The organism is Nocardioides sp. L-11A, assembly GCA_029961745.1.
GTDB lineage: Bacteria > Actinomycetota > Actinomycetes > Propionibacteriales > Nocardioidaceae > Nocardioides.
Map to the genome: position 1 here is coordinate 5,007,531 of CP124680.1, position 20,233 is coordinate 5,027,763.

Below are 20,233 nucleotides of genomic sequence, written 5' to 3' on the forward strand. Positions count from 1 at the left end.
CGAGCAGGGAGCACCACCAGTGGTCACGTCGGCCGATCTCCGACTCCGCGAGGCGCTCGCGTCCATCGCCCCCGGCACTCCCCTTCGCGATGGCCTCGAACGGATCCTGCGCGGCCGCACCGGCGCGCTCATCGTGCTCGGCCAGGACCGGCTGGTCGACAGCCTGTGCACCGGCGGCTTCGAGCTCGACGTCCCCTTCACGGCGACCGGCCTGCGCGAGCTGGCCAAGATGGATGGCGCGATCATCGTCGACGGCCCGGTCAACCGGATCGTCCGCGCGGCCGTGCACCTGATGCCCGACCAGTCGATCCCGTCGGAGGAGACCGGCACCCGCCACCGCACCGCCGACCGGGTCGCGAAACAGACCGGCCACCCGGTGATCTCGGTGTCGCAGTCGATGCAGATCATCGCGGCGTACGTCGGGGAGACCCGTCACGTCCTCGAGGACTCCGGCCAGATCCTGTCCCGCGCGAATCAGGCGCTGGCGACCCTGGAGCGCTACAAGCTGCGCCTCGACGAGGTCTCCAGCACGTTGTCGGCGCTGGAGATCGAGGACCTGGTGACGGTCCGCGACGTCGCGGTGGTCGCCCAGCGCCTGGAGATGGTCAGCCGGATCGCCCGCGAGATCGAGGACTACGTGCTCGAGCTCGGCACCGACGGCCGGCTGCTCGCCCTCCAGCTCGAGGAGCTGGTGACCGGCGTCGACACCGAGCGCGCCCTGGTGATCCGCGACTACGTCCCGTCCCGGCGCCGCAGTCGCGAGCCCGGCGACCTGCTCTCGAAGCTGGAGCAGCTCTCCTCCACCGACCTGGTCGATCCGTCGGCGGTGGCCAAGGTGCTCGGCATCGGCACCGGCGAGCACCTCGACGGCGCCGTCGCCCCGCGCGGGTACCGTCTGCTGACCAAGGTGCCGCGTCTGCCGGCCAGCGTCGTGGAGGGCCTGGTCGACCACTTCGGCACCCTGCAGAAGCTGCTCTCCGCGGGCATCGACGACCTCCAGGCGGTCGAGGGCGTCGGCGAGCTCCGCGCCCGGAGTGTCCGCGAGGGGCTCAGCCGGCTGGCCGAGTCGACCATCCTCGAGCGCTACGTGTAGTCCCGCAGAGGCCGGTGGCACAGCCGCCGGTCACTGCACGGCGCACCAGGCGCCGTCGCGGAGCTCCGCCTGCACCCCCAGGGCCGTGTCCCCGACGGTCTCACGCAGTTCGGCGAACCCGCGGTCCTCGCCGGCGACGCTGACCGGGCCGAGCTCCCAGTCGCCACCCTCGACGGCGGAGACGACATCGTGCAGCGTCGAGGTCCCGTCGCAGGCGAGCTGGTCCGCGGCGGCGCTGTCCGGCTTGGTGAGGGCCGCGAGATAGCTCTCGGCGAAGGTGGTCAGCGCCTCCTCGGCGGCACCGTCCGAGTCGTCGGGAGAAGGACCGGCGGGAGAAGAATCGGCGGGCGGTGAGCCAGCTCGGTCGGTCGAGCTCGCACAGGCCCGGTTCGCGTAGCTGAAGAAGGCGAGGACGTCGGCGGCGTCGTCCTCGTCGATCCCGTAGACCTCCGCGAGGCTGGCGGCCTCGGCCGCGACCTGGTCCAGCTCCCGCAGCTGCGCCTCGTCGACCTCGCCGAGCTGCTCGACGAAGACCTCGAACCCGGACCGCGCGTCGCCGTCGATGTCGTCGGGGGTGCCGACCTCGTCGAGCGCCGCCGCCCGGTCGTGCGCGGCGTCGACACTGTTGCCGGAGCCTCCTGCCCAGACCGCGCAGAAGTCCTCCGTGCTCGCGTCACCCGGCGAGCCGCCGCATCCGGTGAGGGTGGTGGCGAGCAGCAGCGCGGCTGCTCCGGTCCCGAGAATCCGTGAGAGGTCCACGTGCCGGTCCTCCCCGCTCGCCCGCCCCCCAAACAGCGGAAGGGGCAGGTCAGTTGGTCGGCGTCTTCGGCTGCTTGGCCTTCTTGGTGTGCTTCGCCTTCGGCGTGACCTGGATGGTCTCCGGAGCCGGCGCACCCAGCGCGAAGTCCGCGTGGGCCGGCTCGCCGCCGAGCGCCGCGGCCGCCACGGTGAAGCTGCCCGGCTTCACCCAGCCCGCGCGACGGGTGCAGCCGTCCGTGGACTCCCGCGCCTCGGCCCAGATCACCTGGACCGTGGCGGTCACCGCCTGCCGTACGACGACCGGCTGGTCGGCGAGCGCCTGCGGGCACTGCCGGGTGGTCCACACGTCGCCACTGTCGCGGGCGACCTTGACCACCACCGTGCTGGCGTTGACCTGCCAGGTGCAGGCCGGCGACTCGCGGGTCTGCAGGGTCAGGATCACCGGTACGTCGCGACCGGCCACGGCTCCCTCGGCCACGGACGGGGTGACGATGACGTCCGCCGGGTCGCACTCACCCTGCGGCTCGGCGAGCGCCGGCGTGACCGGCTCCGTCGGCGCGGTCGCGCCGGTCCCGTCGCCGGCCTCGGCCCCCTCGCCCTGCTGGCCGGCCTGTTCCCCGGCGCCGTCCGCTCCGGTCGACTCGGTCGACTCGGTCGAGCCCGCCCCGACCCGGCCGCCGGCCTGTTCCGCGGCCGCCTGGTCGCCGGAGCGGGCGTCGCTGCCTGCGGTGAGCAGCCGGGCGGTCACGAAGACGAGGGCGAACGCGACGCCGAGCACGAACACCCGTCGCCGCCAGTACACGCCGGCCGGGAGCGACCGGCGGGCCGCCGTACCGCGAGCGGGGCTCGGGCGGCGGGACCCAGACCTGGACGGCATGACACGACCGTAGTCAGCCGCGGCCCGCGATCCACGCTGACCCGCCGAGGCTCGTGCCGAGGGGCTGTGAGCGACAGGTCACCATAGACCCACTATGACGACGAGCACCTTGGTCGAGCCGATCCTGCGCTGGTACGACGAGCACGCCCGCGACCTGCCCTGGCGCCGCCCGGATGCGACGCCATGGTCGGTGCTGGTCAGCGAGTTCATGCTGCAGCAGACGCCGGTGGCCCGGGTGCTGCCCGTCCACGAGGCCTGGCTGACCCGCTGGCCGACGCCGGCCGCCCTGGCCGCCGAGACGTCCGGCGAGGCGGTCCGGGCCTGGGGTCGGCTGGGGTATCCGCGCCGGGCGCTGCGGCTGCACGCGGCGGCCGCCGCGATCACCGAGCAGCACGGCGGTGAGGTCCCGTCGGCCTACGACGACCTGCTGGCGCTGCCGGGCATCGGCGACTACACCGCCGCGGCGGTCGCGGCGTTCGCGTACGGACAGCGCCAGGTCGTCCTCGACACCAACGTGCGCCGGGTGCTGGCCCGGACGGTGACCGGCACCGAGTTCCCGCCCCGCTCGGTCACCCGCGCGGAACGCGACCTCGGCGCCGAACTGCTCCCGACGGACCCGCCGACCGCCGCGACCTGGTCAGTGGCGGTGATGGAGCTCGGCGCCCTCGTCTGCACGGCCGACCGGCCGCGCTGCGGCGGCTGCCCGGTCGCCGAGCGGTGCGCGTGGCAGCGGGCCGGCGCCCCGGCGTACGACGGTCCGCCGCGCCCCGTGCAGGCCTACGCCGGCACCGACCGCCAGTGCCGCGGCCGGCTCCTCGCGGTGCTCCGCGACGCCCCCGGCGCGGTGGCGAAGAGTCGTCTCGACGCGGCCTGGGACCAGGCGGAGCAGCGCGAGCGGGCGTTGGCCTCCCTCATTGCCGACGGGCTGGTCGCGGTGCACCCCGACGGCCGCTACGCCCTTCCGTAATTCCGCATCGACCCGTCGCGTTCAAACGCGACGGGTCGATGCGGATCAGGCGTACAGATGCGACGGGTCAGTCGTTGCCGGTGGCGGGCAGGTCGCCCTCCGTGGCGTCACCCGCGTCGGCGACCGTCTCGGCGGCGATCGTCTCGGCGACGGTCTCGAGCGGCGGCAGGTCCGGCAGCTCGCCGACCTTCTGCCCCTCGAAGGTGAAGGTCGCGTTCGGACCCTCGCCGTCGACGTCCACGAGCACGATCTGGCCGGGACCGACCTCGCCGTAGAGCATCTTCTCGGCCAGCACGTCCTCGATCTCGCGCTGGATGGTCCGGCGCAGCGGCCGGGCGCCCAGGACCGGGTCGAAGCCCCGCTCAGCGAGCAGGTTCTTGGCCTTCTGGGTCAGCTCGAGGCGCATGTCGCGGTCGCGCATCCGGACCTCGACCGCCGCGATCATGTTGTCGACCATCGCGACGATCTGCTCCGGCGAGAGCGGCGGGAAGACGATGATCTCGTCGACCCGGTTGAGGAACTCGGGGCGGAAGTGCTGCTTGAGCTCCTCGGAGACCTTGCCCTTCATCCGCTCGTAGGAGCCCGCCGCGTCACCGGCCTGGTTGAAGCCCAGGTTGATGCCCTTGGCGATGTCGCGGGTGCCGAGGTTGGTGGTCATGATGATGACGGTGTTCTTGAAGTCCACGACCCGACCCTGCGAGTCGGTCAGGCGACCTTCCTCGAGGATCTGCAGCAGGCTGTTGAAGATGTCGGGGTGGGCCTTCTCGACCTCGTCGAACAGAACCACGGAGAACGGCTTGCGGCGCACCTTCTCGGTGAGCTGACCGCCCTCCTCGTAGCCGACGTAGCCCGGAGGCGACCCGAAGAGCCGCGAGACGGTGTGCTTCTCGCCGAACTCCGACATGTCGAGCTGGATGAGCGCGTCCTCGTCGCCGAACAGGAACTCCGCGAGCGTCTTGGACAGCCAGGTCTTACCGACACCCGACGGGCCGGCGAAGATGAAGGAGCCACCGGGGCGCTTGGGGTCCTTGAGCCCCGCGCGGGTACGACGGATCGCCCGCGAGAGTGCCTTGACGGCCTCCTCCTGGCCGATGACCCGCTTGTGGAGCTCGTCCTCCATCTTGAGCAGCCGCGTGGACTCCTCCTCGGAGAGCTTCACGATCGGGATGCCGGTCGCCACGGCGAGCACCTCGGCGATGAGCTCCTCGTCGACCTCGGCGACCTCGTCCATGTCACCGGCACGCCACTGCTTCTCGCGCTCGGACTTGGTCAGGATCAGCTGCTTCTCCTCGTCGCGCAGGCGCGCGGCCGCCTCGAAGTCCTGACCGTCGATGGCCGCCTCCTTGCGCTGGCGGACGTCGGCGATCTTGTCGTCGTACTCGCGCAGGTCGGCGGGGGCGGTCATCCGGCGGATGCGCAGCCGCGAGCCGGCCTCGTCGATGAGGTCGATCGCCTTGTCGGGCAGGAAGCGGTCGGAGATGTAGCGGTCGGCCAACGTCGCCGCGGAGACCAGTGCCTCGTCGGTGATGGTCACCCGGTGGTGCGCCTCGTAGCGGTCGCGGATGCCCTTGAGCATCTCGATCGTGTCGGCGATCGACGGCTCGGGGACCTGGATCGGCTGGAAGCGGCGCTCGAGCGCGGCATCCTTCTCGAGGTACTTGCGGTACTCGTCGAGGGTGGTCGCGCCGATCGTCTGCAGCTCGCCGCGGGCCAGCATCGGCTTGAGGATCGAGGCCGCGTCGATGGCGCCCTCGGCCGCGCCGGCGCCGACGAGGGTGTGGATCTCGTCGATGAACAGCACGATGTCGCCGCGGGTGCGGATCTCCTTGAGCACCTTCTTGAGGCGCTCCTCGAAGTCACCGCGGTAGCGGGAGCCGGCGACCAGCGCGCCCAGGTCGAGGGTGTAGATCTGCTTGTCCTTGAGCGTCTCGGGCACATTGCCCTTGACGATGTCCTGGGCCAGGCCCTCGACGATCGACGTCTTGCCGACGCCGGGCTCGCCGATGAGCACCGGGTTGTTCTTGGTGCGCCGCGACAGCACCTGCATCACGCGCTCGATCTGCTGCGCGCGGCCGATGATGGGGTCGAGCTTGCCCTCGCGGGCGTCCTGGGTCAGGTTGCGGCCGAACTGGTCGAGCACCAGCGAGGACGACGGCGTGTCGCCGCCGCCGGAGCTGCCGGTGCTGGCAGCCGCGGCCGTGCCCTCCTTGCCCTGGAAGCCGGAGAGCAGCTGGATGACCTGCTGGCGGACCCGGTTGAGGTCGGCGCCGAGCTTCTGCAGGACCTGGGCGGCGACACCCTCGCCCTCGCGGATCAGGCCGAGCAGGATGTGCTCGGTGCCGATGTAGGAGTGGCCGAGCTGCAGCGCCTCGCGCAGGGACAGCTCGAGGACCTTCTTGGCGCGGGGGGTGAAGGGGATGTGGCCCGACGGCGCCTGCTGGCCCTGGCCGATGATCTCCTCGACCTGGGCGCGCACGGCCTCCAGCGAGATGTCCAGCGACTCGAGCGCCTTGGCGGCGACACCCTCGCCCTCGTGGATGAGGCCGAGCAGGATGTGCTCGGTCCCGATGTAGTTGTGGGAGAGCATGCGGGCCTCTTCCTGGGCCAGCACGACCACCCGGCGGGCACGGTCTGTGAACCGCTCGAACATTGCACGCTCCTCACACGTCACACGGGGTCGTTCACGGGTTACAACCCCGCTCACACCCTACGCGTTCCGGCCCAGGGACCCTGATCCGTCCGCTGTCAGCGAACGCCTGCGCGAACTCCGGTGTTTCGCCACGGCCCTGTCGGGCAGCAGTCAAGGCAACCCGACCGGAGGAGCCCCCATGCCGCCGACCTATTCGAGCCAGGCGATCACCGACTACAAGAAGACGATCGCCCACAACGCCATCAAGATGATGTTCGAGGAGAAGGGCGTCGGCTGGGAGGGGGACGCCGCGACCGGGTTCAACCAGGGGTCGATGATCCCGTACCCCTCCCTCGCGGGGAACACCCTGCCCCCGGTCAGCGGCCCGACCGGCATCGTCCAGTTCTTCGTGCCCGGGGTGTCGATGAACGCCCACGGCCAGTGGGACCGCGAGGACGGCGCGGCCCTCACCTCCGCCAGCTTCCCGCCCGGCACCACGCTGGTGCGCGAGGAGGAGATCAACAACCTGCCGGGCTACATCTGCCAGGTCGACCCCTGGACCTCCTGCTACCAGCCGTGGCTGGAGCGGATCGAGTCCATCCTCGAGGGCTGGGACACCCTCCCCGACCACGCCCGCTTCGGACAGGAGGCGGAGAAGGCCAAGTCCGCTCTCGTGGCGTTGGCGCCGACGACCGGGTACCCCGCGGCCACCGCCCTGGAGTGGCGTCCCTCGTTCACCGACCCTGCCCCGGCCGTCGCCTTCGACCTGCTCTCGGAGTACGTCGGCGCCGACATCGACTCCGACATGGTCTACAACTTCCGCAGCAAGTACGGCGTCGCCCGGCTGGGCGTGGTCCTGCAGAACCAGGGCCAGATCGCGCTCGGACTGACCCTGGTCCTCGGTGGCGAGAAGGAGATGTGGTTCAAGGCCGGCGAGGACATCATGGCGCTTTGCGGGGCGGCCGAGAACGCCTTCCACTACGAGCCGCCCGACTTCAACTTCAACATCGACCTGAAGGTGGTCAAGGCGTTCCTCGACCTCGCCGGCGCCTTCGTTCCCCCCAACATCAAGCCGATCGTGGTCGGCGCCTCGGCGATCACCGGCTTCCTGCAGGCGGTCATCCCCGAGGACAAGGCGGAGACGACCCCGCCACCTCCGCTGTCCGCCTCGACGGCCGAGCAGGTCGCCACCAACTTCCAGGAGGCGATCCTGACCCTGCGGCGCGCCGTCTTCGCGCAGGAAGAGGTCCTCTACCACTGCGCGCGGCGGCTCAACGAGGACATCGCCGCCGTCGACCGCACGTTCGTCCACATCCACCCCGATGCCGGCCTCGATCCCGGCATCACCACCGCCGAGCAGATCCGGGTCCACACAGGGGCGCTGAAGGACGTCGGGCTCAACCAGGTCCCCGTGATCGCCTCGATCTTCGCCCACGCGGCCGATGACACCTACGGCCTCGCGCCGGCCGACATCTGGACCCGGGGCTGGCCGCTGGGCTACGGCACCCACGGCCCCCAGGAGAACGTCGCGGAGATCCTGGCGGAGTTCGACAAGCTCACCACAGGATCGGCTCGCGAGCTCGTGGAGGCCGGCAAGCTGCTCGCGGTCGCGGCCGGATGGCTCGAGGGTGCCGACCAGGAGTCGCAGGTCGACCTGACCGGGCTGACCGACGAGCTCGAGCGAGGCGAGACCGGCTGGGCCCCGCCGCCGCCCGAGCCGGTGCTGCCTCCCGGCCTGCGCTGACCGAGGAGCACGGCCGGATGCGTCGGGTCAGCCGCGCGGCACCAGCCCGTGCTCGTAGGCGTACACCACCGCCTGGATCCGGTCGCGCAGACCGAGCTTGCGCAAGACCTCGGCCACGTGGGACTTCACCGTCTCGGGGGCGATGTGCAGCTCGGCCGCGATCTCGGCGTTCGACCGGCCGGTGGCGAGCTCCAGCAGTACCTCGCGCTCGCGCGGGCTGAGGTCGTGGGCCGCGGCCGGCTCCGGCCGGGCCCCGGGGACGTCGGCGAAGCGGGCCGCCACGAGCTGGCGGCTGACCGCGGGCGCGAGCAGGACCGCGCCCTCGGCGACCATCCGGACCGCGTCGACCAGCCGCTCGGCGGTGGCGTCCTTGAGCAGGAAGCCGCTCGCTCCGGCGCGCACGGCGTCGTACACGTAGGCGTCGAGGTCGAAGGTCGTCAGGATGAGCACCCGGGTCGGGTGGTCGGCGGTGATCAGCCGGGTGGCCTCGATGCCGTCCAGCTCCGGCATCCGTACGTCGACCAGGGCGACGTCGGGCAGGGTCCGGGCGACCAGCGCCACCAGGTCGCGGCCGTCGCCGGCGGTGCCGACGACCTCGATGCCCGGCTGGGCGGCGAGCAGGGCGGCGAAGCCGGAGCAGATGACGGGCTGGTCGTCGGCGACCACCACCCGGATCCGCGCGGCGGTCGCGGTCATGCGGAGCCGCCGCTCGGGATCGTGGCCTCCACCTCGAACCGCTCCCCGGCCGCCTGGATCCGGAGCCGACCGCCGAGCGCCTCCACCCGCTCCCTCATCCCGACCAGGCCCCGCCCGGACCCGAGGTCGGCCGCCGGGCGGCCCACCGGGTTGGACACGCGTACCTCCAGCAGGCGCGATGTCGCCGCCACGTCGATGTCGACCGGGGCGCCCGGCGCGTGCTTGCGGGCGTTGGTGAGCGCCTCCTGGACGACGCGGTACGCGGCGTACCCGGCTCCCGCGCCGACCGGTGCGTGCACGTCGCCGGCGAGCCGGACCTCCTGCCCCGATCGCCGGGTGCGCTCGGCCAGGGCGGCGATGTCGGCGAGGGTCGGCTGCGGCGCCCGCTCGGCGTCGCCGGCCCGGCCCAGGATCCCCAGGACGCCGCGCAGCTCGTCGAGCGCGAGCCGCGCCTCGGCCGCGACCTCGGCGAGGACCCGCCGCCCGGCCGGGTCGAGGTCCGGCTCGGTGTACGGGGCGGTCTCGGCGCGCACGGCGATCAGCGAGACGTGGTGGGCCACGACGTCGTGGAGGTCGCGGGCCAGTCGCGCCCGCTCGGCGACCACCGCGCCCTGCTCGGCGACGGCGTCCTCCCGCGCCACCAGCCGCACCCGCTGCGCCTCCCGCAGCGCGCCGGCCCGGAACCACAGCACGAACGCGAGCAGGAGGGCGAGCGCGACCGTGTAGACGATGCCGATCTGGAGCGGCTCGGTGTACTGCAGCTCGATCGACGCGCGGAACGGGGCCGCCATGTCGCCCCCGCCGCGCAGCCAGACCAGGACGACGGCATAGGCGATGCCGACGGCCGTCAGCGCCAGCAGCGGCCGGCGCCAGGCCGCCGTGAGGGCGACCGCTGCGAGGTTCGCCACGACACCGAAGTGCAGCGGTGCCCGGCTCGGGTCGAGCAGCGTGACGGCCAGGGGCGTGCACGCGAGGGCGATCGCGAACACCGGCCACCGGAAGGCCAGCCAGCACGCCGGCACCTGGACCAGCGCCAGCGCGAGGCCGATGAAGCTCAGGGCCGCGACGCTGATCACGCCGTACGCGCCGTAGCCGATCCCCCAGTCCTCCAGGAACCACGGCGTCCAGCGGGCGGTCACGAAGCAGATCCCGACGACCGTGCTCGCGGTGACGGCGGCCACCAGATAGGACGCCGGGACCGGCCGGTCGTGCGGCTTCAGCAGAGCGGGGAACATGTCGTCCATCCTCGGGTGGCCGGAGCGGGCCCCACCACCCTCGTGAGAGCGGAACCGGGGGTCCCCCGTGCGGGGGACCCCCGGTCGCCGTCGACGAGCGGAGCGGACCCTCCGGGCCCGGCTCAGCCGAGAAGATCAGTGGGCGTTGTCGTAGGCCTCACGGACGTCGGAGGGGATCCGGCCCCGCTCGGGGACGGTGAACCCGTTCTCACGTGCCCACTCCCGGACCTCCTTGGCCGGCACGCCGCCGGACGGCGTGGCGGCGGCGCGGCCGCGCTTGGCCCCGCCGCCCGCGCGGCCGGCCTTGCGACCGTGGCCGACGTACGGCGCCAGCGCCTCGCGCAGCGCGGAGGCATTCTTGTCGTTGAGGTCGATCTCGTAGTGGGCGCCGTCGAGACCGAAGCTGATCGTCTGGGTGGCCTCGCTGCCGTCGATGTCGTCGACGAGAACGATGTTGACCTTCTGTGCCATGTGTGGGACTCCTCGAAAGGTTTGTAACGCGCCCGTGCCGACGCGATATTCAATCCTTGCACAAACGGGGCCGAAAATGAATCAGCGTTGATTGCGGAGGAATACCTTTTCGAGTCCGCGCAGGGTCAGCCAGGGTGCTCGATGGGTGAAGCAGCGACACTCGTCGACCACGAGCGGGGCGAGATAGCCGGTCGAGATCACCGTCACCTCGCCCGCCGTGCTGCCGAGCGCGGCGACCAGCCGCTCGACCATACCCTCGACCTGGCTGGCCACGCCGAACACCATGCCGGACTGGAGCGCCTCGACGGTGTTCTTGCCGATGACACCACGCGGCCGCACCAGCTCGACCATCCGCAACTGCGCACCGCCCCGGCTCAGCGCGTCGAGGGAGATCTCGATGCCGGGGGTGATCGCCCCGCCGACATAGCGCCCCTGCTCGTCGACGACGTCGTACGTCGTGGCCGTGCCACCGAAATCGACGACGATGGCGGGGCATTCGAAATCGGCGGCAGCGGCGAGCGCATTGACGATGCGGTCGGTGCCGACTTCGCGGGGATTGTCCACGAGAATGGGCACGCCGGTGCGAATGCCCGGCTCGACGATGACGCACGGAATGTCGGGGAAATGGGCGGGCAGCATCTCGCGCCACGCGTTGAGGACGGCCGGCACCGTCGAGCAGACCGCGATTCCGCTGACCTCCTCCTCCCGGGTGCCGAGCAGGCCCCGCAACAGCACGCCCCATTCGTCGGCGGTGCGGTGCTCCGCGGTCGAGACCCGCCAGTCCGCGTGGACCGCGCCGTCGGAGACGAGGCCGAGCACGGTGTGGGCGTTGCCGATGTCGGCCGCGAGCAGGGGCATGAGGCTAGGCCGTCCGGAAGTCCAGGCCGAGGTCGAAGACGGTCACCGAGTGGGTGAGCGCGCCGACCGAGATGAAGTCGACGCCGGTCTCGGCGACCTCGCGGGCCCGCTCGAGGGTGAGCCCGCCGGATGCCTCCAGCGTCGCCCGCGCGCCGGCGGCGGCATTGATCCGGACCGCCTCGGCCATGTCGGCGGTGCTCATGTTGTCGAGCAGGATCTCGGTGCACCCGGCGGCGAGGACGGCGCGCAGCTCGGCGAGGTCCATCACCTCGACCTCGACGCGCAGCCCGGGGTGCTTCGCGCGGACGGCCTCGTAGGCGGCGACGACACCGCCCGCGGCGACGGCGTGGTTGTCCTTGACCATCGCCCGATCGACCAGGCTGAACCGGTGGTTGACTCCGCCGCCGCAGCGCACGGCGTACTTCTGCAGTGCCCGCCAGCCGGGCAGCGTCTTGCGGGTGTCGAGGACCCGGGCGCGGGTGCCGGCCAGCGCGTCGACCCAGTGCGCGGTCGCGGTGGCGACGCCGGAGAGGTGGGAGGCGAAGTTGAGCGCGGTCCGCTCGGCGGTGAGGACGCCGCGGACCGGGCCGGACACGGTCAGGACGATGTCGCCCGGTGCGACCCGGGTGCCGTCGGGCACCCGTCCGGTGACCGTGACGGTGTCGCCCAGGGCGTAGGCGAACGCGAGCTCGGCGATGGCCAGCCCGGCGACCACCCCCGGCTCGCGGGCGGCGAAGTCGGCGACGGCGGTGCCCATGTCGGGCATCGCGTCGCTCGTGACGTCGTCGACGCCTCCGGGGAGATCCTCCTCGAAGGCGAGGGTGACGTGCTCGTAGACCGCGCGCGGGTCGAGCCCGGCCTCGGCGATCTCGGCGAGCAGCCCGGCCGGCAGGTCGTCGTACGGCGTGCGGGCGATCATGCGGCTCCTCCGTCGGTCGCCGAGGCGGGGGCGAAGGTGACCGAGGTGACGCCGTCGTCCATGGTCACGTCGAAGTGCCCGGCCCAATGGGCGTCGTCGCGCTCGGGGAAGTCCTCGCGCCAGTGCGAGCCGCGGGTCTCCCGCCGCAGCGCGGCGGCGTCGGCGAGGGCGGCGCTGATGGTGAGCAGGTTGGTCGCCTCCCACGAGGCCTGGTCGACGGTGTCGGCGGCGTGTCCGGCGAGCTTGTCGAGGACGACGCCGGCCTCGGCCAGTCCGGGCGCCGAGCGCAGCACGCCCGCGCGCGAGCTCATCGTCTCCTGGAGCTCGCGGCGGATGTCGCCCGCGACCAGCCCGGCGGTACGACGGTCCGCGCCGGGCTCGCGCCAGGCCGGCAGCTCGCCGGGCAGCACCTCGGCGATCCGGCGCGAGAACACCAGGCCCTCGAGCAGCGAGTTGGACGCGAGCCGGTTGGCGCCGTGGACGCCCGAGCAGGCGACCTCGCCGGTGGCGTAGAGACCGGGCACGTCGGTGCGGCCCAGCAGGTCCGTGCGCACCCCGCCGGAGGCGTAGTGGCAGGCGGGGGCGACCGGGATCAGCTCGGTGACCGGGTCGATGCCGTGGGAGCGGGCGGTGGCCAGGATGGTCGGGAACCGGCGCTCCCAGAACTCCTGCCCGAGGTGCCGCGCGTCGAGCCACAGATGCGGGCGGCCGGTCTCCAGCATCCGCTTCATGATCGTCTTGGCGACCACGTCGCGCGGGGCGAGGTCGGCGAGCTCGTGGACGCCCTGCATGATCCGGGTGCCCTCGTCGTCGACGAGGAAGGCGCCCTCGCCGCGCACCGCCTCGGAGATGAGCGGCTGCTGACCCCGGGATTCCGGACCGAGGTACATCACTGTCGGGTGGAACTGCACGAACTCCAGGTCGCGTAGGGTGGCGCCGGCGCGCAGTGCGAGCGCCATCCCGTCGCCGGTCGAGACGACCGGGTTGGTGGTCTGGGTGAAGACCTGGCCGAGACCGCCGCTGGCCAGGACGACGGCGCGGCAGTGGACGGCGCCGACGCCGTCCCGCTCCCCCTCGCCGATCACGTGCAGGGTCAGCCCGGCCACGCCGACGACACCGGACTCGTCGGGGCCGAGCAGCAGGTCGACGGCCAGCGCGTGCTGGATGACCTCGATGTCGGGGGCCGCCTGGATCGCGGCGATGAGCGCCCGCTGGATCTCGGCGCCGGTGGCGTCGCCGCCGGCGTGCGCGATCCGGTCGCGGTGGTGGCCGCCCTCGCGGGTCAGCGACAGCTCCCCGTCGTCGGTGTGGTCGAAGTTGGTGCCGAGCGCGATCAGCTCGCGCACCGCCTCGGGTCCCTCGTTGACGAGCACCCGCACCGCCGCGCGGTCGCAGGCGCCCGCACCGGCGACCAGCGTGTCGGCCTCGTGCTGCTCGGGGGTGTCACCGGGGCCGAGGGCCGCGGCGATCCCCCCCTGCGCCCACTGGGTCGAGCCGGCGTTGAGGACGTCCTTGGTGACGACCAGGATCTTGTCGACCCGCCCCCGCAGCCGCAGCGCGGCGGTCAGCCCGGCGATGCCGGAGCCGACGATGACGACGTCGGCGCGCGTGGTCCAACCCGGGCTCGGCGCGGTGAGGCGCCCGGGGAGGCGCAGCTGTTCTGGCATCCCAGCAGACTACTGATCCGCGAGCTCAGTGCGTCGCGGTGACGTCACCGCGGGACAGGCCCGGGTCGCCGAAGGTCTCGGCGGGGTCGAATCCGGTGGCCATGATCTTGTTGTCGGCGTCGACGAAGACCACGTGCGGCTGGTACTCCTTCGCCTCCTCGGTGGTCATCTGGCCGTAGCCGATGAGGATGACCAGGTCGCCGGGGTGGACCAGCCGGGCGGCGGCGCCGTTGATGCCGATCACGCCGCTGCCGCGCTCGCCGGCGATCGTGTAGGTCTCGATCCGGGCGCCGTTGGTGATGTCGACGATGTGGACCAGTTCGCCGGCCAGCAGGTCGGCCGCCTCCAACAGGTCCTCGTCGACGGTGACCGAGCCGACGTAGTGCAGGTCGGCCTGGGTGACCGTCGCGCGGTGGATCTTGCTCTTCATCATGGTGCGCAGCACAGGAGTCTCCTCGGGTCAGAACTGCAGGGGCAGGTTGTCGATGAGCCGGGTGGTGCCGACCCGCGCGGCGACGAGGATCCGGCCCTCGGTGCCGGGCTCGGGGTAGTCGGGCAGCTCACCGAGACCGGTGGTGGTCAGGGCGAGGTAGTCGAGCTCGACGGCGGGCTCGGCCTTGATCACGTTCATCGCCGCCCACCGCGCCGCCGGGACGCCGTACGACGCCCGCTCCTGCGCGGCCCGCAGCGCCCGGCTCAGGGTGGCCGCCTGCTGCCGCTGCTCGGCGTCGAGGTAGCGGTTGCGGCTGGACCGGGCCAGCCCGTCGGGCTCGCGGTCGGTGGCGGCGCCGACGACGTCGATGCCGAGGCACAGGTCGGCGGACATCCGGCGGATCAGGGCGAGCTGCTGGTAGTCCTTCTCGCCGAACACCGCCACGTCGGTGCGGACCAGGCCGAACAGCTTGGCCACGACGGTGAGCACCCCGCGGAAGTGACCGGGGCGGCTGGCGCCCTCGAGCAGGTCCGCGAGCGGGCCGGGCTGCACGGTGACCGCCTCGGAGGCGACCCCCTCGTGCGGGACGCCGTCGGGGTACATCTCGGCGACGACCGGCGCGAACACGACATCGACCCCCTCGCTCGCCGCGAGCTCGAGATCGGCGTCGAACGTGCGCGGGTAGCGGTCGAGGTCCTCGCCGGGACCGAACTGCAGCGGGTTGACGAAGATCGAGACCACGACCGTGCCGTCGGCGCCGGCGCGCTCGCGGGCGATCCGCATCAGCGTCGCGTGGCCCTCGTGCAGAGCTCCCATGGTGGGCACCAGCACGACGGTGCCACGCCGCGCGAGCAGGCCGGCGAGATCGGCCCGGCTGCGCGCGACGGCCGGGGTGGTCAGCGTGGTCACGCCGTCTCCACCCGCGGGAGGCTGACGAAGCGGCGGTCGCCGTAGGCGCTGAGCACGGTGGCGATCGCCTGGGCCCGGATCGGCAGCAGCCGACCGTCGGTGACAGCACGGTCGAGCGTGGCCCACGCCATCGCGACGTACGACGGCACCGTGTCGGGCGCGTTGGTCGAGATGTCCTTCAGATGGGCCGCGACGGTCTGCACGTCGCCGCGCACGATCGGGCCGGTCAGCGCGGCGTCGCCGTGGGCGAGCGCGTTGTCGAGGGCCGCGTCGAGCAGGGGACGCAGGGTGCCGGCCGGGTCGTCGACGCCGGCAGCGGCGAGCAGGCCCATCGCCTCGCTGACCAGGGTGACCAGGTGGTTGGCGCCGTGGGCGAGGCCGGCGTGGTAGAGCGTGCGCATCTCCTCGGGCACCCAGGTGGCGCGGCCGCCGAGGTCGGCCACGAGCCCCTCCGCGAGCCGGCGCTCCTCGGGGCCGGCGGTGAGCCCGAAGACGCAACCGTGCAGCCGCTCGAGATCGACGGACGTCCCGGTGAAGGTCATCGCCGGGTGCAGCGCGATCACCCGGGCGCCGACCGCGGCGGCGGGCGCGAGGACGGCCAGGCCGTGGCGGCCGGAGGTGTGGGCGACGACCTGGCCGGCGTGGAGGGCGCCACTGTCGGCGAGCACCTTGACCACGTTGGGGAGCATGTCGTCGGGGACGGTGAGCAGGAGCAGCTCGGCCTCACGGGCGACGTCGCTCGGCTTGCGCAGCGGCACGCCGGGCAGGAGCTCGGCGGCGCGGCGACGCGAGGCGTCGGACTCACCGGCGGCGGCGACGACGGAGTGGCCGGCGGCGCGGAGACCCGCAGCCAGCACGGCGCCGACCCGGCCGGCGCCGACCACACCCACACGGAAGACGTGGGACATCGTGAACCTTTCGTTCCCGTCCCGCCGACCACTCCCTCCGTCCGGGAGGGAGCCGGTGTGGGTACCGGACGTTGTGCTCAGTGTTGTCGTCCCGGGGTTCCGGGACACCTCAACGGTACGCCTGAGCGGTGAGCGCCGGAACGGGTCGATCCGGTGGCCTGCATCACACGCGGCGGGGCTGTCCTAGTAGCGTGTCGCGGCTAAAGCGTGGTGTTGGGAGGTGTTCAGGTGCGTGCATCGCAAGGCGGCGGAGCGCTGGCATACCGGGTCGTCTGTCGAGCTTCGCCAACGCAGCGAGGTGCGTGCCTGGGCGACTCCCAGCCCGCGGTTTAGCTGCGACGGGCTACTAGGGTCGGTGTCATGTCGATGCCGTCCGCCCTGCCCGCCGGCGCCCGGCTGCTGCATGTCGGACCGCACAAGACCGGCACCACCGCCCTGCAGAGCGCCTTCCACCAGGCTCGGGCGGAGCTGACCCGGCAGGGCGTCCGGTACGTCTCGCGGAGCCGCCACGACGCGAAGGCGGCGCGGTACGTGACCGGACGACCGGTCCCGGGCCGCGACCCGGTGCGGGCCGAGCGGGCGTGGCACGCCGTCGTCGGCGAGCTGACCGCGAGCGGCGACCACCGCCGGGTGTTCAGCAGCGAGTTCCTCTCCGACGCGTCGGACGAGCAGATCGTCCGGATCCTCGAGGAGGTCGGCGGCGACGACCTCTGGGTCGCCGTCACCCTGCGGCCGCTGGCCCGGATCCTGTCCTCGCAGTACCAGCAGGGCCTGCAGCGACAGAGCACCTACGGGTACGACGCCTGGCTTCGCGTGGTGCTCACCGACGTGACCGCGGCGGAGCCGCGGGAGTTCTGGACGCGCCACCGGCACGACGAGCTGGTCCGCCGCTGGGCCGAGCGCCTCGGCCCCGAGCGGGTGGTGGTCGTCGTCCTCGACCCCCGGGACCACGACTTCCTGCCGCACGCCTTCGAGCGGCTGCTCGGCCTGCGACCCGAGACGCTGGCCGGCCAGGACGCGAAGGAGAACCGCTCGCTGACCGCCGACGAGGCGGAGCTGCTGCGCCGCTTCAACGAGGACTACACCGCCCTCGGTCTGGGCCCCGAGCACTACGTGCGGCTGTTCCACCACCTCAAGGACCACCTCAAGGCCCGCGAGCCCGCCGCGGTCGAACCCGGGCTGGTGACCCCCGACTGGGCGATCGGCCAGGCCAACGACATCGGCCGCGAGATGGCGGACCGCATCCGGGCGCTCGGCGTACCGGTCCACGGCGACCTCGACTCGATCGCCGCCACCCCGCTCGCCGGCGTCGCGACCACGCCGGAGCCGCCGGCGGCGGTCGACGCCGCGGTGGCCGCGTGGTTCGCCGCGGGGCTCGCGCTCGCGGCCGACCGGCTGGCCGCCGTACCGCAGCCCGCCGAGCCGGCCCGCGGGCTGCGCGGGCGGCTCAGTCGCCGAGCGTGAAGGGATCGTCCTTGCGGACGTCGTAGACGTGCCCGGACTGCTCGGAGATGAGGACGTCGACCGAGGTGCGCGCGACGGTCTGGGAGTCCAGCAGGGTGCCGGGGGCCTCCGCGCCGAAGGCCTTGGTGCGCATCGGGGTCGCCGTCCGCTCCGGGTTGATGCAGTTGACCCGCACGCCCGTGTCGGCCCACTCGTCGGCGAGCGCCTGGGTCAGGTTGACCGTGGCGGCCTTGGCCGAGGAGTAGAGGCTGTATCCCCCGCGCCCGCGGGTGTAGGAGCTCGACGTGAACAGCAGCAGCGCGCCCTTGCTCGCGGCGAGGTGCGGGTAGAACTCCTGGGCGATGAAGATCGGCCCGAGGTAGTTGATGTCGGTCGCCGCGTAGATCGTCTCCTCGGTGGTCTCGAGGAGCTCGCCGCGGTGGAGCACGCCGGCGGTGTTGACGACGAAGTCGATGGACCCGGTCTTCGCGATCGCCTCCTTCGCGGCGGCGGCGATGTCGGCGCGCTTGCCGACGTCGGTGCCGGTGGTCGAGCGGCTGAAGCTGAGCACCGTGGCGCCGTAGGACCGGGCGAGCTCGGCGATGTCGGCGCCGATGCCGTAGCTGCCACCGAAGACGACCATCGTCCTGCCCTCGAGGGCGGCGCGGTAGCCGGCGTCGTCCGAGGCCCGGGGCAGGTCGATGCCGGTGAGCTGGAACAGCTTGTCGGCGATGTAGACGTCGATCGGCTCGGTGACCTTCATGTTCCGGTCGTCGCCGTGGACCACGATGATCGGCTCGTCGGGGAGGTACTTCAGCACGACGCTGCAGTCGTCGGTCGCGGTGAAGTCCGGGTCGCCGGAGGCGATCTCGTAGGCCTTGGCGAGGATGTCGAGGCGGAACGCCTGCGGGGTCTGGCCCCGGCGCAGCGCGGCACGGGGCGGGATGCTGGCGATGGTGTCGTCGGCACCGACCTCGATGATCGTGTCCGCCGACGGGATCGCGACGTCGACGGCGGGATACGACTGCAGCGCGGTGAAGCACTCGCCGATGATCCGCGGCGTGACGAGCGGGCGGACCGCATCGTGGAGCAGGATCCGGGTCGCGGAGGCGTCGCCGGTCGCCGTCAGGTGATCGATGGCGCGCTGCGTCGTGTCGTTGCGGGTCTCACCGCCCTCGAGGATCGCGGTCACCTTCGGGTAGCCGCCCTTGCGGGTGATGTCGCGGACCGCGTCGGTGTGCCCCGGCGTCATCATCACGACGACCTCGTCGACGTCGGGGTGGTCGTGCAGTGCCTGCAGCGTGTGCTCCAGCAGGGTCTTCCCGGCGACCTTGATGAGCTGCTTCGGGATGTCGAGCCCGACCCGGCTCCCGACACCGCCGGCGAGCAGGACGGCGACATTCCTCGTCATGGGGCGCAGTCTCCCACGCGGCCCACTCAGCGGCCCACTCAGCGACCCCGTCGACGCAGGGCCCGGCGGCGCAGCTCGCGCAGGAGGTCCCGGCCACCCACGGCCCTCAGGTCACCGGCGCCGGGACCGGGCCCTGGAGCCTGGGCCCGGGCCTGGACCTGGGCCGGAAGCGTCAACGCGACCCGGAAGTAGGCGTCCATCATCCGGCCGGCGGACGCGACGTCGACGACCTCGGGCACCTCGGTCTCGACCGGGTGGGCGGCGGGGTCGCTGAACAGGTGGCGGACGTCGCCCAGCACCCGGGCGCCGGAGGACGTCAGCGCCTCGACCCAGTCGGCGACGTACTCGTCGGCGCGCTCGGCCGCCCATCGGGGCACCCGCACCGTCTGGTGCCGTGGGGCGGCCTCGACGACGGGACGCAGCTTGATCCGGCGGGTGTCGCCGGCCGTCGCCATCCAGGCGTCGAGGTCGCCACCGTGAGCGCGGTAGGCCGCGGCCAGGTGCCGCAGCATCTCGGCCTCGGGCAGCGGCAGCGAGAGATTGCGCGAGGGCGACGGCTCGAGCAGCTCAGGGACACCGAGCAGGCCCTCGAAGGCGCGCAGCAGCCAGGCGTGGTCGGACGGGTCGAGGACGATGAAGACGAGGTTCTCCTCGCCGAACACCGCACCCCAGTCCTGCAGCACCCGCCGCGGGTTGAGCCGGCGCAGCGCCTGTCCGGGCACGAACCCGGCACCGACACCGTCCCGCGGCTCCTCGGCGAAGCGCGCGCGCAACCAGTCGTCGAGCGGCGCTGGGTCGGCCCGGCGCAGGCCCTGCTGCCAGCGCGAGGCGAGCTGGGGCGCCAGGGCGCGGATCGTCGTCACGACGTACGCCGGCCCGAGCTCCTCGCGCAGCCCGCGGATCCGCTCCGGGGAGGCCAGCGACAGCGACTCGCTCGACCAGAAGGTGCGCCGCGCGGTGGACGTGCGGAACTCGTGGGCGAGCTGCTGCCACCGCTCGTGCTCGGCCGCCCAGTAGGAGCGGACGTTGCCGGCCGCGGTGATCGCGACCTTCCGCTCGTGGGCGCGACGCGAGACGTTGTGGGCGCCGTGCTCCTCGAGCCGGGCGCGGGCCGCCCACAGGGAGTGCTGGAGCGCGGTGGTGCCGGTCTTCGGCATCCCGATGTGGAGCAGCTTCGCGCCGTCCGGCAGCGCGGGCAGCAGGTCGGTCACCCT

At 72.6% G+C, this 20,233-nt stretch carries 18 protein-coding genes; 4 read left to right on the forward strand and 14 right to left on the reverse strand.

What is annotated here, in order from left to right:
* The first annotated feature begins 19 nt into the window (after positions 1–19).
* Positions 20–1,093, forward strand: coding sequence for a DNA integrity scanning diadenylate cyclase DisA (gene disA, locus QJ852_23985; protein ID WGX96195.1), 1,074 nt, complete (start codon positions 20–22; stop codon positions 1,091–1,093).
* A 30-nt stretch (positions 1,094–1,123) separates the two neighbouring features.
* Here disA and QJ852_23990 read toward each other — a convergent pair whose 3' ends face one another.
* Positions 1,124–1,852 carry a hypothetical protein gene (locus QJ852_23990; protein ID WGX96196.1) on the reverse strand — a complete coding sequence of 243 codons (729 nt, stop codon included), beginning with the start codon at positions 1,850–1,852 and terminating at the stop codon, positions 1,124–1,126.
* A 49-nt stretch (positions 1,853–1,901) separates the two neighbouring features.
* Positions 1,902–2,729 carry a hypothetical protein gene (locus QJ852_23995; GenBank protein ID WGX96197.1) on the reverse strand — a complete coding sequence of 276 codons (828 nt, stop codon included), beginning with the start codon at positions 2,727–2,729 and terminating at the stop codon, positions 1,902–1,904.
* A gap of 94 nt (positions 2,730–2,823) precedes the next feature.
* Between QJ852_23995 and QJ852_24000 the strand changes: the two genes are divergently transcribed.
* A complete protein-coding gene (locus QJ852_24000) occupies positions 2,824–3,696 on the forward strand; it encodes an A/G-specific adenine glycosylase (protein WGX96198.1) in 873 nt (290 codons plus the stop codon).
* Between the two features lie 67 nt (positions 3,697–3,763).
* Here the strand turns inward: QJ852_24000 and QJ852_24005 are convergent, their stop codons facing one another.
* A complete protein-coding gene (locus QJ852_24005; GenBank protein ID WGX96199.1) occupies positions 3,764–6,346 on the reverse strand; it encodes an ATP-dependent Clp protease ATP-binding subunit in 2,583 nt (860 codons plus the stop codon).
* Positions 6,347–6,524: 178 nt separating this feature from the next.
* Here QJ852_24005 and QJ852_24010 point away from each other — a divergent pair, with 178 nt between their 5' ends.
* Positions 6,525–8,069 carry a hypothetical protein gene (locus tag QJ852_24010; GenBank protein WGX96200.1) on the forward strand — a complete coding sequence of 515 codons (1,545 nt, stop codon included), beginning with the start codon at positions 6,525–6,527 and terminating at the stop codon, positions 8,067–8,069.
* 27 nt (positions 8,070–8,096) lie between these two features.
* On the opposite strand, the gene QJ852_24015 is transcribed toward QJ852_24010, so the two are convergent.
* From QJ852_24015 to QJ852_24055, 9 genes are all read right to left on the reverse strand, one after another.
* Positions 8,097–8,765: a response regulator transcription factor gene (locus tag QJ852_24015; protein ID WGX96201.1), complete on the reverse strand. Its 669-nt coding sequence runs from the start codon at positions 8,763–8,765 to the stop codon at positions 8,097–8,099.
* Positions 8,762–10,000 carry a histidine kinase gene (locus tag QJ852_24020; protein ID WGX96202.1) on the reverse strand — a complete coding sequence of 413 codons (1,239 nt, stop codon included), beginning with the start codon at positions 9,998–10,000 and terminating at the stop codon, positions 8,762–8,764. Before QJ852_24020 ends, QJ852_24015 begins: the two co-directional genes overlap by 4 nt.
* A 135-nt stretch (positions 10,001–10,135) precedes the next feature.
* The gene (locus tag QJ852_24025) at positions 10,136–10,471 is read right to left on the reverse strand and encodes an Lsr2 family protein (GenBank protein WGX96203.1); all 336 of its coding nucleotides are present in this window, start codon (positions 10,469–10,471) and stop codon (positions 10,136–10,138) included.
* 81 nt (positions 10,472–10,552) lie between these two features.
* Positions 10,553–11,329, reverse strand: coding sequence for a type III pantothenate kinase (locus tag QJ852_24030; protein WGX96204.1), 777 nt, complete (start codon positions 11,327–11,329; stop codon positions 10,553–10,555).
* A 4-nt stretch (positions 11,330–11,333) separates the two neighbouring features.
* The gene (gene nadC / locus QJ852_24035) at positions 11,334–12,248 is read right to left on the reverse strand and encodes a carboxylating nicotinate-nucleotide diphosphorylase (protein ID WGX96205.1); all 915 of its coding nucleotides are present in this window, start codon (positions 12,246–12,248) and stop codon (positions 11,334–11,336) included.
* The gene (locus tag QJ852_24040) at positions 12,245–13,915 is read right to left on the reverse strand and encodes an L-aspartate oxidase (protein ID WGX96206.1); all 1,671 of its coding nucleotides are present in this window, start codon (positions 13,913–13,915) and stop codon (positions 12,245–12,247) included. Before QJ852_24040 ends, nadC begins: the two co-directional genes overlap by 4 nt.
* A gap of 25 nt (positions 13,916–13,940) precedes the next feature.
* Positions 13,941–14,360 carry an aspartate 1-decarboxylase gene (locus QJ852_24045; protein WGX96207.1) on the reverse strand — a complete coding sequence of 140 codons (420 nt, stop codon included), beginning with the start codon at positions 14,358–14,360 and terminating at the stop codon, positions 13,941–13,943.
* Between the two features lie 15 nt (positions 14,361–14,375).
* Complete coding sequence (gene panC / locus QJ852_24050) at positions 14,376–15,248, reverse strand: pantoate--beta-alanine ligase (protein WGX99502.1); 873 nt, start codon at positions 15,246–15,248, stop codon at positions 14,376–14,378.
* A gap of 5 nt (positions 15,249–15,253) precedes the next feature.
* A complete protein-coding gene (locus QJ852_24055) occupies positions 15,254–16,165 on the reverse strand; it encodes a DUF2520 domain-containing protein (GenBank protein WGX96208.1) in 912 nt (303 codons plus the stop codon).
* Positions 16,166–16,525: 360 nt separating this feature from the next.
* On the opposite strand from QJ852_24055, the gene QJ852_24060 reads away from it, so the two are divergent.
* Complete coding sequence (locus tag QJ852_24060) at positions 16,526–17,629, forward strand: hypothetical protein (GenBank protein ID WGX96209.1); 1,104 nt, start codon at positions 16,526–16,528, stop codon at positions 17,627–17,629.
* Here the strand turns inward: QJ852_24060 and QJ852_24065 are convergent.
* On the reverse strand, positions 17,613–19,019 hold the full coding sequence (locus tag QJ852_24065) for a bifunctional cytidylyltransferase/SDR family oxidoreductase (GenBank protein ID WGX96210.1): 1,407 nt from the start codon (positions 19,017–19,019) through the stop codon (positions 17,613–17,615). The genes QJ852_24060 and QJ852_24065 overlap by 17 nt on opposite strands.
* A gap of 38 nt (positions 19,020–19,057) precedes the next feature.
* Positions 19,058–20,230, reverse strand: coding sequence for a hypothetical protein (locus tag QJ852_24070; GenBank protein ID WGX96211.1), 1,173 nt, complete (start codon positions 20,228–20,230; stop codon positions 19,058–19,060).
* Between the last annotated feature and the right edge of the window lie 3 nt (positions 20,231–20,233).